This is a genomic window from Streptomyces sp. NPDC044064, assembly GCF_056434245.1.
Genome location: NZ_JBWKFN010000011.1, coordinates 96,038 through 108,358, shown reverse-complemented (window position 1 = coordinate 108,358; position 12,321 = coordinate 96,038). Strand labels below are relative to the sequence as shown.

At 71.1% G+C, this 12,321-nt stretch carries 11 protein-coding genes; 5 read left to right on the top strand and 6 right to left on the bottom strand.

What is annotated here, in order from left to right:
• Positions 1 to 134: 134 nt before the first annotated feature.
• Positions 135 to 989, top strand: coding sequence for a GNAT family N-acetyltransferase (locus AC07DS_RS19520; protein ID WP_479146890.1), 855 nt, complete (start codon positions 135 to 137; stop codon positions 987 to 989).
• 42 nt (positions 990 to 1,031) lie between these two features.
• On the opposite strand, the gene AC07DS_RS19515 is transcribed toward AC07DS_RS19520, so the two are convergent.
• Positions 1,032 to 1,514 carry a nucleoside deaminase gene (locus tag AC07DS_RS19515; protein ID WP_479146888.1) on the bottom strand — a complete coding sequence of 161 codons (483 nt, stop codon included), beginning with the start codon at positions 1,512 to 1,514 and terminating at the stop codon, positions 1,032 to 1,034.
• A complete protein-coding gene (locus AC07DS_RS19510; RefSeq protein WP_479146886.1) occupies positions 1,498 to 2,787 on the bottom strand; it encodes an MFS transporter in 1,290 nt (429 codons plus the stop codon). Before AC07DS_RS19510 ends, AC07DS_RS19515 begins: the two co-directional genes overlap by 17 nt.
• A 59-nt stretch (positions 2,788 to 2,846) precedes the next feature.
• Between AC07DS_RS19510 and AC07DS_RS19505 the strand changes: the two genes are divergently transcribed.
• Positions 2,847 to 3,239, top strand: coding sequence for a MerR family transcriptional regulator (locus AC07DS_RS19505; RefSeq protein WP_479146884.1), 393 nt, complete (start codon positions 2,847 to 2,849; stop codon positions 3,237 to 3,239).
• A 15-nt stretch (positions 3,240 to 3,254) separates the two neighbouring features.
• Entirely contained in the window at positions 3,255 to 4,031 is a 777-nt protein-coding gene (locus tag AC07DS_RS19500; protein WP_479146882.1) for a GNAT family N-acetyltransferase, read from the top strand.
• A 7-nt stretch (positions 4,032 to 4,038) separates the two neighbouring features.
• Here AC07DS_RS19500 and AC07DS_RS19495 read toward each other — a convergent pair whose 3' ends face one another.
• Positions 4,039 to 4,302 carry a GlsB/YeaQ/YmgE family stress response membrane protein gene (locus AC07DS_RS19495; RefSeq protein WP_403965069.1) on the bottom strand — a complete coding sequence of 88 codons (264 nt, stop codon included), beginning with the start codon at positions 4,300 to 4,302 and terminating at the stop codon, positions 4,039 to 4,041.
• Positions 4,303 to 4,518: 216 nt separating this feature from the next.
• Here AC07DS_RS19495 and AC07DS_RS19490 point away from each other — a divergent pair, with 216 nt between their 5' ends.
• Entirely contained in the window at positions 4,519 to 5,970 is a 1,452-nt protein-coding gene (locus tag AC07DS_RS19490) for a hydrolase (protein WP_479146880.1), read from the top strand.
• A gap of 39 nt (positions 5,971 to 6,009) precedes the next feature.
• Here the strand turns inward: AC07DS_RS19490 and AC07DS_RS19485 are convergent, their stop codons facing one another.
• Entirely contained in the window at positions 6,010 to 8,733 is a 2,724-nt protein-coding gene (locus AC07DS_RS19485; protein ID WP_479146879.1) for a glycoside hydrolase family 2 protein, read from the bottom strand.
• Between the two features lie 101 nt (positions 8,734 to 8,834).
• The gene (locus AC07DS_RS19480; protein ID WP_479146877.1) at positions 8,835 to 10,019 is read right to left on the bottom strand and encodes an ROK family transcriptional regulator; all 1,185 of its coding nucleotides are present in this window, start codon (positions 10,017 to 10,019) and stop codon (positions 8,835 to 8,837) included.
• 119 nt (positions 10,020 to 10,138) lie between these two features.
• Between AC07DS_RS19480 and AC07DS_RS19475 the strand changes: the two genes are divergently transcribed.
• Positions 10,139 to 11,596, top strand: a complete 1,458-nt coding sequence (locus AC07DS_RS19475; RefSeq protein ID WP_479146875.1) for an APC family permease — start codon at positions 10,139 to 10,141, stop codon at positions 11,594 to 11,596.
• A gap of 143 nt (positions 11,597 to 11,739) precedes the next feature.
• Here the strand turns inward: AC07DS_RS19475 and AC07DS_RS19470 are convergent, their stop codons facing one another.
• Entirely contained in the window at positions 11,740 to 12,177 is a 438-nt protein-coding gene (locus AC07DS_RS19470; RefSeq protein WP_145881478.1) for an SPW repeat protein, read from the bottom strand.
• Positions 12,178 to 12,321 lie beyond the last annotated feature (144 nt).

Genomic DNA, 12,321 nt, shown 5'->3' with positions numbered 1-12,321 from the left:
AGCGGGGCGGATCGGTCTCGGCAACGGCCGAACCATGCGTGGCGCGGCCCGCGTTGATCGGCAAGGATGCTGCGGGCGCGGTCGCCGTACCGCGCCGCCCAGTACGTCCGACCCCCACGCAATGGAGCGCACCGATGACCTCTCCGGCCCCCCAGGACCTCGTCGTCACGCAGGCCACCCTCGCCGACTGGCCGGTGATCAGCGGGTGGGCTGCGGCGGAGGGGTGGAACCCCGGGCTGTCGGACGGTCCGGCGTTCTTCGCCCAGGACCCGGACGGCTTCTTCCTCGGCCGGATCGACGGGGAGCCGGTGTCGGCGATCTCCGTCGTGAACCACGGCTCCGACTACGCCTTCCTCGGCTGCTACCTCGTCCGCCCGGACCTGCGCGGCCACGGCCACGGCCTCACCACCTGGAAGACCGCCCTGGCCCACGCCGGGAACCGCACCGTAGGCCTGGACGGAGTCGTCGCCCAGCAGGACAACTACCGCCAGTCCGGCTTCGAACTCGCCTACCGCACCGTCCGCTTCACCGGCACCGCCCCGCAGAGCCGGATGCCCGAGGGCGTCCGGCCCGCCGGTCCGGCCGACCTGCCCGCCGTCACCGCCTACGACGGCGCCTGCTCCCCGGCCGACCGCCCGCGCTTCCTCGCCGAGTGGCTCACCGGACCCGGCCACCGCGCGTTCCTCCGCCACGACGGCGACCGCCTCACCGGCTACGGCGTGATCCGGCCCGGCCACGACAGCCTGCGCATCGGCCCGCTCTTCGCCGACACCGCCGACGACGCCCGGGCCCTGTTCGCCGCACTCACCACCGAGGCCGCGGGCCACGAGGTCGCGATCGACGTCCCCGAACCGAACACGGCCGGTGTCGCGCTGGCCGAGGAGGCCGGCTTCAGCACCTCGTTCGAGACCGCCCGGATGTACACCGGGCCGGTCCGTGAGCATGCCAGGGAGCGGATCTTCGGCGTCGCCACGCTCGAACTCGGCTGAGGCGGCCGGCGCCGGCCGGCAGCCGGGGGCGTGAGGCGCCGGTCAGCGACCGTCCGAGTGGCAGCGGCGGTGCAGGTCCCGTACCTCCTCGACCAACTCGGGCACCGGCCCCTCGACGGCCACACCGGGGGCCACCTCACGCACGGGCAGCGCCCGCACCGGAGCCGCGAGCACGCCCAACTCGGTCAGCCAGGACTCGAGCTGTTCGGACGAGGCGATGTACACGATGCGGCCGAGCCCGACCCAGGCGTGCGCGGCCGCACACATCGGGCAGTGCTCGCCCGAGGTGTAGACGGTGGCGGCGGCCCGCTCCTCGGGCGTGAGGTGGGCGGCCGACCAGCGGGCCAGCTCGAACTCCGGATGCCGGGTGCGGTCCCCGGCGGCCACCCGGTTGCGGTCTTCGGCGAGGACCGTGCCGTCCACCGCCACGAGCACCGACCCGAAGGGCTCGTCGCCCGCCTCGAGCGCCTCCCGCGCGAGCGCGACGCACCGGCGCAGATGACCCAGCTCACTGTCCTTCACCATGGGGCACGGACCTCCTCGCAGCATGATCTTCGGCGCCGCAGGCTACGGCCACCGACGGTGACACAGCCAGTCGGCTCCCGTGCGGCGCCGCACCGTGCCGCACGGCCGGAAAGGCGTACCGGCGCCCCGCCGCCACCGTCCCCAGCGCGAGCACGGCCGCGGGCAGCGCCGTCCAGGGCAGCGCCCCGGCACCCAGGGAGTCCAGCGCGACCCCGCCGGTGAGTGAACCCGCGGCGATCCCCGCGTTGTACACCGTGGTCTGCAGCGAGGTCGCCACATCGGCGTCGGCCGGTCCCGAGACGTCGACCAGCGCTGTCTGGATCAGCGTCGGCGCCCCGCCGAAGGCGACGCCCCACACGGCGACGGCGCTGACCAGTACCGCGTGCGCACCGCAGGCCAGGCCCAGCACCGGCAGGACCGTCGCGAACAGGGCGAGCGCCGCGAGCAGCGTGGGCCGCAGATGCCGGTCGACCAGCACGCCGGTGAGCCAGATCCCGGTCACCGTGGCGGCCCCGAACACCGCGAGCAGCACGCCGGTGCGGGCGTATCCGGCGTGCGCGGCGAACGGGGCGACGTAGGTGTACATCACCTGGTGCCCCAGCAGCAGACACAGCGTCACGGACAGCACCGGCCGGATCCCGGGGCGTACGGCGACCCGGACGAGCGGCACGCGCGCGTGCGGGGGTTCGCCCGGGAAGCCCGGCACCCGCATCCGTACCCACACCACGAGCAGTACGGCGAGGACGGCCAGTGAGCCGAAGGCCGCCCGCCAGCCCACCGCACCGGCCAGCGCCGTACCGGCGGGCAGGCCCAGCGCCAGGGCCAGGGTGATCCCGGCGAGCACGACCGCGATGGCCCGGCCGCTCCTGGCGGCCGGCACCATCCGGGCCGCATGGCCCACGAGCATCGCCCACAGCGTGCCGCCCATGGCGCCGGCCAGCAGCCGGGCCGCGAAGGTGAGCGCGTACGACGACGACAGCGCGACGAGCGCGTCGCTGACCGCGAACCCCAGCAGCGCGCCGCACAGCACCGGCCGCCGCGGCAGCCGGCGCAGCGCCGTCGTGAGCGGCACGGCCGCCAGGAAGGAGGCCGCCGCGTACGCGGTGACGAGGAAGCCGATCCGGGACTCGGCCACCCCTAGCCGGGGTGCCATCGCGGGCAGCAGACCCGCGGGCAGGAGTTCGGTCAGGACGGCCGTGAAGGCGGCGCAGGACAGGGCGAGCAGCCCCGACCACGGCAGCCGACCGGCCTTGACCTGGGAAGACAGGGACATGCGACCATGGTGGAACCTTGACATCAGTGTGAAGGCAAGCGTGGGAACGGGAGGCGTGAATGAGGATCGGGGAACTGTCCCGGCGCACCGGCGTACCCACCCGCCTGCTCCGCTACTACGAGGAGCAGGGCCTGCTCCACCCCGACCGCGCCGACAACGGCTACCGCAGCTATCCCGACTCCGCCGTGCCGGACGTCCAGCAGATCCGTGGCCTGCTGGACTCGGGCCTGACGACCGAGATGATCCGCGCGATCCTGCCGTACCTGTCGGGACCGGAGGAACTGCACCCGCCCGCCGAGTGCGTGACCTCGCGGACGGCGGCCCTGCTGCAGTCGCACATCGACCGCATCCAGGCCCGCATCGACTGCCTGGCCCGCAACCGCGACCGGCTCACCGCATACCTGTCGGTGGTGCGGCCGGAGGGTAATTCCGTTGCGCCGCCGGGGCGCTGATGCTGGAGTGATCCCATGGATCACACCGCGGTACTCGCCCTCTACGACCGGGACATGCGCGAGGGCGCACGCCCCGACGGGCCCGGAGTCCGGATCGAGCGGACCGGCCCGGTCGTCCGCCAGGTCGCCGACGCGCAGGGCTGGAACGGCGTGGTGTGGTCCGCCCTGGACGAGGGGAGCGCGGACCGGGCGATCGGCGAACAGATCGCGTACTTCACGGACCTCGGCCGCGACTTCGAGTGGAAGCTCTACGGACACGACCGGCCGGTGGACCTCGGCCCCCGGCTCGCCGCCGCCGGATTCCGCGCGGAGCCCGAGGAGACGCTCCTGATCGGCGAGGTCGCCCGGCTCGCCCCGGACGCGGAGCCGCCGTCAGGGATCCGCCTCGTCCAGGCCACCGACCCGGCCGGCATCGACCTCGTCGTGGACGTGCACGAGAAGGCCTTCGGTACCGACGGCTCTCGGCTGCGCCACCGGCTGCTCGCCAGGCTGGCCGCCGACCCCGGCACGCTCGTCGCCGTGGTCGCGCTCGCCGGGGACGAGCCGGTGGGCGCCGCCCGCATGGAGTTGGCGCCCGGCACCCGCTTCGCCGGACTGTGGGGCGGCGGCATCATCGAGGGCTGGCGGGGCAGGGGCGTCTACCGCGCCCTGGTCGCCCACCGCGCCCGCGTCGCCGCCGCCCACGGCTACCGCTACCTCCAGGTCGACGCCTCGGTCATGAGCCGTCCGATCCTGGAACGCCTCGGCTTCCACGCACTGAGCACCACCACCCCTTACCTGTACGGGAATTGATCTCCCATCAGCGTCGGGCCTGCGCCCGGTCCAGCGCGGCGACACCCACGGCCGCGAGGGCGATCTGGATGAACCACTCGATCCAGTCGGGCCCCTTGGTGTCCGCGACCCCGAACCCGGCGGCGATCGCCGATCCCAGCAGCGCCGCCACGATGCCGACCACGATGGTCCACAGGATGCCGATGTGCTGCCGTCCGGGTACGACCAGCCGGCCCAGCACGCCGATGACGAGTCCGATGACGATGGCGCTGATGAGGCCTGAGATCTCCATGTCCACCCCTCTCCGTCGCGTTCCCCGCTGACGTTCCATGTGCCCGCTCCGGCCGCGGGCACTCCGCTGCGGTTATTGCCGGGACTTTCTGTTCACCGAGCCGACATGCCATGTACCTTTCAACCAATCAACGCGTGTAGAACCCTCAAGCGGGTTCTACGCGCGCAGAGTTGGCGTCCCCACCGCCTCTCCCCACCCCTCATGGAGGTTCGCCGGATGCTCGGATCGAGGAGATCCCGCCGCAGATTCACCACTGTCCTGGCCGGACTCGGGCTGCTAGTCACGTCCGCAGCCCTGCAGGTCGGCACGAGCGCCACCCCCGCCCACGCGGCCACCACGCACCGGATCCTGTTCGACAACGCCCATGCCGAGACGGCCGGCAACGCGGACTGGATCATCTCCACCAGCCAGCCCGACCCGCTCGGCCAGGACTCCTCCCCGTCCGCCGAGACGGACTGGACCGGCGCCCTGTCCTCCTGGGGCGTCGACCTGCAGAAGACCGGCAGCTACAGCCTGAAGACGCTGCCCTCGGGCTCCAGCCTCAGCTACGGCGGCTCGTCGACCACCGACCTGTCGAACTTCGACACGCTGGTCCTGCCCGAGCCCAACACGATGTTCACGACCGCCGAGAAGACGGCGATCATGAACTTCGTGAAGAACGGCGGCGGTCTCTTCATGATCTCCGACCACACCGGAGCCGACCGCAACAACGACGGCTACGACGCGGTCGAGATCCTCAACGACCTGATGACGAACAACAGCGTCGACTCCACCGACCCGTTCGGCTTCTCCATCGACTCGCTGAGCATCAGCTCCGACCACCCGTCGGCGATCAGCGACAGCACCGACCCGGTCCTGCACGGTTCCTTCGGCACCGTCACCAAGAGCCTGATCGCCAGCGGCACCACCGCCACGCTCAAGCCCGCCGACAACTCCGGCGTCAAGGGCCTGCTCTACCGCACCGGTTACTCCGGCAACACCGGCGCCTTCTTCCTGACGTCCACCTTCGGCAGCGGCCGCGTCGCCTTCTGGGGCGACAGCTCGCCGATCGACGACGGCACCGGCCAGTCGGGCAACACCCTGTACGACGGCTGGAACGACTCCAGCGCCACCAATGCGGCCCTCGCCCTCAACGCGACCGCCTGGCTGGCCGGCGCGGGAACCAGTGGCGGAGGTGGCGGCGGTGGCGGCACCTGCACCGCCGCCCAGCTCCTCGGCAACAACGGTTTCGAGTCCGGCAACTCGACCTGGAGCGCCACCAGCGGCGTCATCACCAACTCCAGCGGCGAGTCTGCCCGTTCCGGCTCGTACTACGCCTGGCTCGACGGCACCGCGACCGCGACCACCGACACGCTCTCCCAGTCGGTGACCATCCCGTCCGCCTGCACGTCGGCCACGCTCAGCTTCTATCTCCACATCGACACCGCGGAGACCACGACCACCACGGCCTACGACACGCTCAAGGTCCAGGTCCTCAACAGCTCCGGCACCGTGCTCGGCACCCTGGCGACGTACTCGAACCTCAACGCCGCCTCCGGCTACACCCAGCGCAGCTTCAACCTGAGCAGCTACGCCGGGCAGACCGTCACCCTCAAGTTCACCGGCACCGAGGGCTCCAAGCTCCAGACCTCGTTCGTCGTGGACGACACCGCGCTCAACGTCGGCTGAGCCGTGCGGGGGTGGGCCGTCCGGCCCACCCCCGGCACGTCAGGCGGCCGGGACCGTCCGCTCCGGCGTGTTCCAGCCCGAGACCCGTACGCCCGGCGCCGAGCCGTGCAGGTCGGCCGTCCGGTAGGTGGCGGTCAGCGTCACCGACTCGCCCGGCCACAGACCGACCTCGTTGTCCGACCACCGCACCGGCAGCACCGGCTTCCCCTGCGCGTCGACCAGGTGGACGTCCGTGAACAGCGACGGGGTCAGCCCGCTGCCCGTGTTGCGCAGGGTCACCGTGGTGGTCGACGTACCGCCGGCCGACTCGGTCGAGGCCGTGGCCGACACCGGTGTCTGCGCCATCGAGGCCAGCCCCTTCAGATCGGCGTAGCCGGTCGTCGGTGTGTGGTACCAGTCGGTCTTCGCCCAGTCGAGCGTGTCGGCCTTGGTGGAGAGCCAGTACACGTTCCGGCTCACCTCCTTGCCGTCCGCGCCGGTCAGCGTCAGCCGCAGCAGGTAACTGGACGACAGGCCGCTCACCGACGCGGGCAGGGTGAGCGCGGTGCCGTGCGCACCGTCGCCGTTCACCGTCATCCCGGTCACGGTCCTGTCGTACTTCTGTGTGCCGTCGGGGTTGAACAGCGTGGCACGCGCGGTGAGTCCGCCGGCCGCGGCGTGCCGGTTGTTCACGACGACGACCGAGCGGTCGTCGTAGGAGTACTGGACGTGCAGCGGCTCGTTCGCCTTCTTGGCGCCGAAGTAGGCGCCGCCCTGGTCCAGATAGCGGTCCGTCAGCTGCCAGTGCAGCGAGGTCCAGCCACTGTTGAACATCCAGTAGATCATTCCGGTGGAGGGCTTGCTCGCGTCCGTCGCGTTGCGCGCGTAGGCCTCGTACTGGGCGCGGACGTTCTCGTACTGGGCGAGCTGCGCCTTGCGCACATAGTCGGGGAGGCCGGTCGGGGCGCCGTAGCGGCCGGTGAGGGCCGCGTCGTAGATCTTGAGCGTGCCGAACACGGGCGAGGGCGAGCGGTGGTACTGCCTGGTGTCCGGGTTCTTCCAGAGCGTGTCGAGCTCGGCGGGCGTCATCATCCGGTGCAGGGTGTCGAGCGTGGGGATGTCGGGGCCCGCGCTGGTCTCGGAGTTGAAGCCGGTGGCCCCGCCCTCGCGCTTGGCGTACCAGTAGTTCGGCGGGATCCAGTCGTAGGGCCCGGACATCTTCATGCCCGAACTGCCCAGCTGGGGCGAGGACCTGTCGGAGGCCGAGGAGACCACCGGGTTTGGCCAGTCGGCCGCCTTCAGAGCGTCCAGGTAGTTCTTCTCGATGGTCGCGTCGGGCGCGTAGTCGCTGCCGATCAGGAACGAGATCACGCTCGGGTGGTCGCGCAGCCGGGCGGCCTCGGCGGCCATGGAGGCCTTGGCGACCGGGTAGTCGGCGGCGGTCCACTCGTCGCCGGTCTCACCGCTGCCGTTGACCTGGCCCTCCCACTTGTCGCAGCACTCCCAGCCCGGCAGCGTGAGCACGCCGTACCGGTCGGCGATGTCGAAGAACTCGTCCGGCTCGATGTGGCCTTCCAGGCGGATGGTGTTCAGCCCGAGGTCGAGGGCGTACTTCAGCCGGTCCTCCACATAGGTGGAGTCCCAGCGCAGGAACTCGTCCGGCGACCAGCCGCCGCCCTTGATCAGCAGCTTGCGGCCGTTGATCCGGTACTGGCGGGCGCCGTCGGAGTTCAGGGGCGCCTGCACGTCGCGGATGCCGAAGCTCTCGTGGGCGGTGTCCGAGGCCGTGCCGGACACGGACGCGGTGAGGTCCAGGTCGTACAGCGGCTGCCCGCCCATGCCGGCCGGCCACCACACCTTCGGGGAGGTGAGACGGAGCCCGGGGACGTCGGCGGGGGAGAAGGTGACAGTCTTCGTCTCGTGCGCGGCGAGCGGCACGGATCTGGTGACGGCCGTCCCGGCGACGGTGCCGGAGATCTCGGCCGTGACCGCCGTGGCGGAGTCGTTGCGGGCCTGCGCCCTGACGGTCAGGTCGGCGGTGGCCAGGGACGGCACGGCGAGCCTGGTCACCACATGTGCGTCGCGCAGGGCGACCGGGCCGCCCCGGCGGACCAGGACGTCACGGACGATCCCCATGTTCCGGTCGGGCGGCGGCTGGAGCCAGTCGATCCACCCCATGGTGAGGTTCTTGTTGGGCTCGTTGGGCTGGATGCGGAAGGCGACCGTGTTCGTGCCGGACTTCACCAGTGAGGAGATGTCCAGTTCGTGGTGGGTGTAGGCGCCGACGACATCGGCCGCCCGGCCCACCTGACGGCCGTTCACATAGACGTCCGCCGCCGAGATCACGCCGCTGAAGTCGAGGTGGGTGCGCTCGGTGGTGTCGGCGACCGTGAAGTCGGCCCGGTACCACCACGGGACCTGGAAGTCGGCCCTGGGGATCTTGTCCTGGTCGGTGGAGTGGAACGGGTCCGCGTACCGGCCGTCGGCGAGCAGCGCCGCGAGGACCGTCGAGCGCGGGCCCGCCGGATACCAGCCGGTCGCCGGATAGCCGGGGGAGGAGACGGCCTCCGCCGAGTCGCCGACCTTCGCCGTCGACTGGATCGCGTAGCCGGACAGCGGTGTGCTGCTTCCGGCTGCGGAGGGCACGCGGGTGACCGGGGCGTGCCGGTGTGCCGGGACCGGATCCCGGGACCCGGCCCAGGCACTGGTGGACAGCGAGCAGAGCAGACCCAGGGCCATGGTGGCCGTGGCCAGGCGGCGTCTGCGATCGGGGCGAGGGAACACGGCGGTCTCCAGGCTCGTAAAGTTAGGAAACTTTACTAACCTGCCTCAAGCTAGGGCGCGCGGTGGGCGGTGTCAATCACCGTGGCCGCGGCGGCAGATGCTCAGGGTGTGGCCGTCCTGCGCTCGAACACCATCTCCCGTGCCGCGCCCAGAGCCGTCGCCACCGCGCCCAACAGGACCGCGTCCTCACCCAGTCGGCTGGGTGCGAGCTTCGGCCGCAGCGGTGTGAGCGCGCGCAGCTGCTCCCGTACCGGCCGCAGCAGCAGGTCCACGCTGTGGCCCACGCCGCCGCCGAGCACGACGAGGTCCGGATCGAGCACCGCGGCCGCGGCCGCCACGGTGTGCGCGATCCGCTCGCCCTCCAGCTCCACCGCCTGTACCGCGGCCGTGTTGCCCTGCCGGGCCGCGTCGAACACGGCCTTCGCCGTGAGCTGCCCGCGCATCCCGAAGTGCCGCGCCGCCTCCACGACGGCCACCCCCGACACCGCGTCCTCCAGCCGCTCAGGCTTCTGCCGGCCCGGCCACGGCAGGAACCCGATCTCCCCGGCCAGCCCGTGCGCCCCGGTGAACAGCCGTCCCTCGCTGACGACGCCCATGCCGAGACCGGTACCGATCAGGATGTAGGCGAAGAGCCGGCTGCCCGCGCCGACCCCGTACGTGTACTCGCCGAGGGCGGCCAGGTTGGCGTCGTTGTGCACCTCGAGCGGTATGCCCAGCTCCTCGCGCAGGCGGTCGAGCAGCCCCGCACGGCCCCACCCCGGCAGATGCATCGCGTACCGCACCCGCCGCTGCTTCTCGTCGTAGACCCCGGGCGTGCCCACCACTCCGTGCACCACCTCCGCCGGGTCCACCCCGGAGTTGGCGACGACCTGGCGGGCGGTGCCCACGACCAGGTCGGCGAGGGCGTCCGCGCCGCGGGCCGGGTTGCGCACGTCGGACCGTGCGACCACCGTGCCGTCCAGGTCGGCCAGCGCGATCCGCAGCCAGCTGCGGCCTATGTCGACGCCGAGCGCGTGACCGGCCGCCGGGTCGGGTGCGTACAGCACGGCGACGCGCCCGCGCTCGGGGGCGTGGGTGCCGACCTCGTGCACGAGTCCGGCCGCCTCCAGTGAGGCGAGCGCGCTGGACACCGTGGGCTTGGACAGGCCGGTCTCCCGGGCCAGCTGGGCGCGTGAGGCGGCGCCGGCGTGGCGCAGCCGGTCCAGGAGCAGCCGCTCGTTGGCGCTGCGCAGCCGCCGACGGCTCCAGGGCTGTTCGTGCTGCTCTACGGCGTCGCTGGCGGGCATCGCACCATTCTCACGCATTACTGACGCATGCTTGACGTATCTAGTAAGGCTCCTTAACTTTATCGGCCATCCAGCCTCCTCCGGCAGACCCCTCTCCGTGCCTCGCGTCAGGAGCCTCCATGTCCGGTAGCCCGCCACCCTCGGGTGGCTTCGTCCGTCGTGTCGGCCTGTTCCAGGCCACGGCCATCAACATGAGCCAGATGTGCGGCATCGGCCCGTTCGTGACGATCCCGCTGATGGTCGCCTCGTTCGGCGGCCCCCAGGCGGTCATCGGATTCGTCGCGGGCGCCGTGCTGGCCCTCTGCGACGGGCTGGTGTGGGCCGAACTGGGCGCCGCCATGCCCGGCTCCGGCGGCAGTTACGTCTACCTCCGCCAGGCCTTCCAGTACCGCACCGGCCGGCTGATGCCGTTCCTGTTCGTGTGGACGGCGATGCTCTTCATCCCGCTGATCATGTCCACCGGCGTGGTCGGCTTCGTGCAGTACCTGGGCTACCTCGCCCCCGACCTCGGCCGGACCTCGGGGGACCTCATCGGCCTCGGCGTCATCGCCCTCGTCGTGCTGCTGCTCTGGCGCGGCATCGAGCACATCGCCCGCATCACCGCCGTGATGTGGACCGTGATGATCGCCTCGGTCCTCCTGGTGATCGTCGCCGCGGCCACGGACTTCAGCCCGCACCGTGCCTTCACCTACCCGGCGCACGCCTTCGACCTCACCTCGAACCACTTCTGGCTCGGTTTCGCCGCGGGCCTGACCATCGGCATCTACGACTACCTCGGCTACAACACCACCGCCTACATGGGCGCCGAGATCAAGGACCCCGGCCGCATCCTGCCGCGCTCCATCCTCTTCTCGATCCTGGGCATCATGGCGATCTACCTGCTCCTGCAGATCGGCACGCTCGGCGTCCTCGACTGGCACCGCATGACCGACCCGAAGGACATCGCCTCCACCTCGGTGGCCTCCGCGGTGCTGGAGGAGACCTGGGGCAAGGGCGCCGCCGACACGGTGACCGTCCTCATCCTGATCACGGCCTTCGCCTCGGTCTTCACGGGCCTGCTCGGCGGCTCCCGCGTCCCCTACGACGCGGCCCGCGACCGGGTCTTCTTCCGCCCGTACGAGAAGCTGCACCCGAAGCACCGCTTCCCGATGCTGGGCCTGGCGACCATGGGCGTGATCACCGCGGTCGGCTTCCTGATCGGCCGGCACACCGACCTCGCCACGCTGATCCAGCTGCTCACCACGGTGATGGTGATCGTCCAGGCGCTGGCCCAGATCGTCGCCCTCTCCGTCCTGCGCAAGCGGCAGCCGACGCTGCGCCGCCCGTACCGGATGTGGCTCTACCCGCTCCCCAGCATCATCGCCTTCGCCGGTTGGTGCGTGATCTACGCCTACGCCGACAAGAACTCCCCGGGCCGTCACCCCATCGAGTGGTCCCTGGGCTGGCTGGTCCTCGGCTGCGTGGCCTTCCTGATCTGGGCGCGATGGGAGAAGGTCTGGCCGCTCGGCGAACGGGAGATCAGCGAGGAGTACCTGGCCGCCACACCGGTTCCGGACGGTCAGCCGGCCGGGGCCTGACGCCAACAGCCGTGCGCTGCACCGAAGTCACCGCCATGAGGTGCGCGCACACGGAAGCCGGTCCGCCCGGGCGGACCGGCCCCGTCTTCCTTTCGTGGCCTTCGCTTCCTTCGACGTGGTCCTCCCTTCCTCGTGCCCTGTCCTTATGGCTTGGGGACGCTCTTCGCAGCCGTACCGGCGCACATCAGGCTGAGAACGATGGCCAGGGCGCCGATGACGATGTTGTTGATGATCACGCCGGTGTCCGGGCTGCTGCCCACGATCCACGGCGCGATGATCATCCAGACACCCATGGCGCACATGGCCCAGCTGAGGCCGTACATCCGCTCGGGGGCCGTGGTGAACCCCAGGGCCAGCAGGCCTATGGCGATGCCCACGATCAGGTTGTGGGTGGCGAGCGCCGGCTGGCTTGTCGTGTAGTGAAGGATCCACGGAGATGCCGCGCAGTACAGACCGAGCAGGAACACCGGCCCGTCCACCAGCGCCACATCACGACCACCGAGCATGCGGGCGTACCGTGCCCGCATTTCGGAGACATCGGGGTGGGTTGTCATGTCACCCCTGTGCGAGACGTTGGCCATGACTCGTCTCCTTCTTGACTTGCGGGCCTGACCGCGTCCGGTGCGGTGTGCGTGCGGTAAGCGCCGTGTACCTAGTTTCCTCTTATTCGCCCTTTATGTGTAGAGGTCGGTGCGTCCCTTTGACCGTGCGGTCCGGGAGAGGGG

Coding starts and splice junctions, on each gene's coding strand:
- AC07DS_RS19510 (WP_479146886.1), bottom strand. CDS start 2,787: ATGTCCCTGTCTTCCCAGGTCAAGGCCGGTCGGCTGCCGTGGTCGGGG.
- AC07DS_RS19515 (WP_479146888.1), bottom strand. CDS start 1,514: ATGGTGAAGGACAGTGAGCTGGGTCATCTGCGCCGGTGCGTCGCGCTC.
- AC07DS_RS19495 (WP_403965069.1), bottom strand. CDS start 4,302: ATGGAGATCTCAGGCCTCATCAGCGCCATCGTCATCGGACTCGTCATC.
- AC07DS_RS19470 (WP_145881478.1), bottom strand. CDS start 12,177: ATGGCCAACGTCTCGCACAGGGGTGACATGACAACCCACCCCGATGTC.
- AC07DS_RS19480 (WP_479146877.1), bottom strand. CDS start 10,019: ATGCCCGCCAGCGACGCCGTAGAGCAGCACGAACAGCCCTGGAGCCGT.
- AC07DS_RS19490 (WP_479146880.1), top strand. CDS start 4,519: ATGCTCGGATCGAGGAGATCCCGCCGCAGATTCACCACTGTCCTGGCC.
- AC07DS_RS19505 (WP_479146884.1), top strand. CDS start 2,847: ATGAGGATCGGGGAACTGTCCCGGCGCACCGGCGTACCCACCCGCCTG.
- AC07DS_RS19520 (WP_479146890.1), top strand. CDS start 135: ATGACCTCTCCGGCCCCCCAGGACCTCGTCGTCACGCAGGCCACCCTC.
- AC07DS_RS19500 (WP_479146882.1), top strand. CDS start 3,255: ATGGATCACACCGCGGTACTCGCCCTCTACGACCGGGACATGCGCGAG.
- AC07DS_RS19475 (WP_479146875.1), top strand. CDS start 10,139: ATGTCCGGTAGCCCGCCACCCTCGGGTGGCTTCGTCCGTCGTGTCGGC.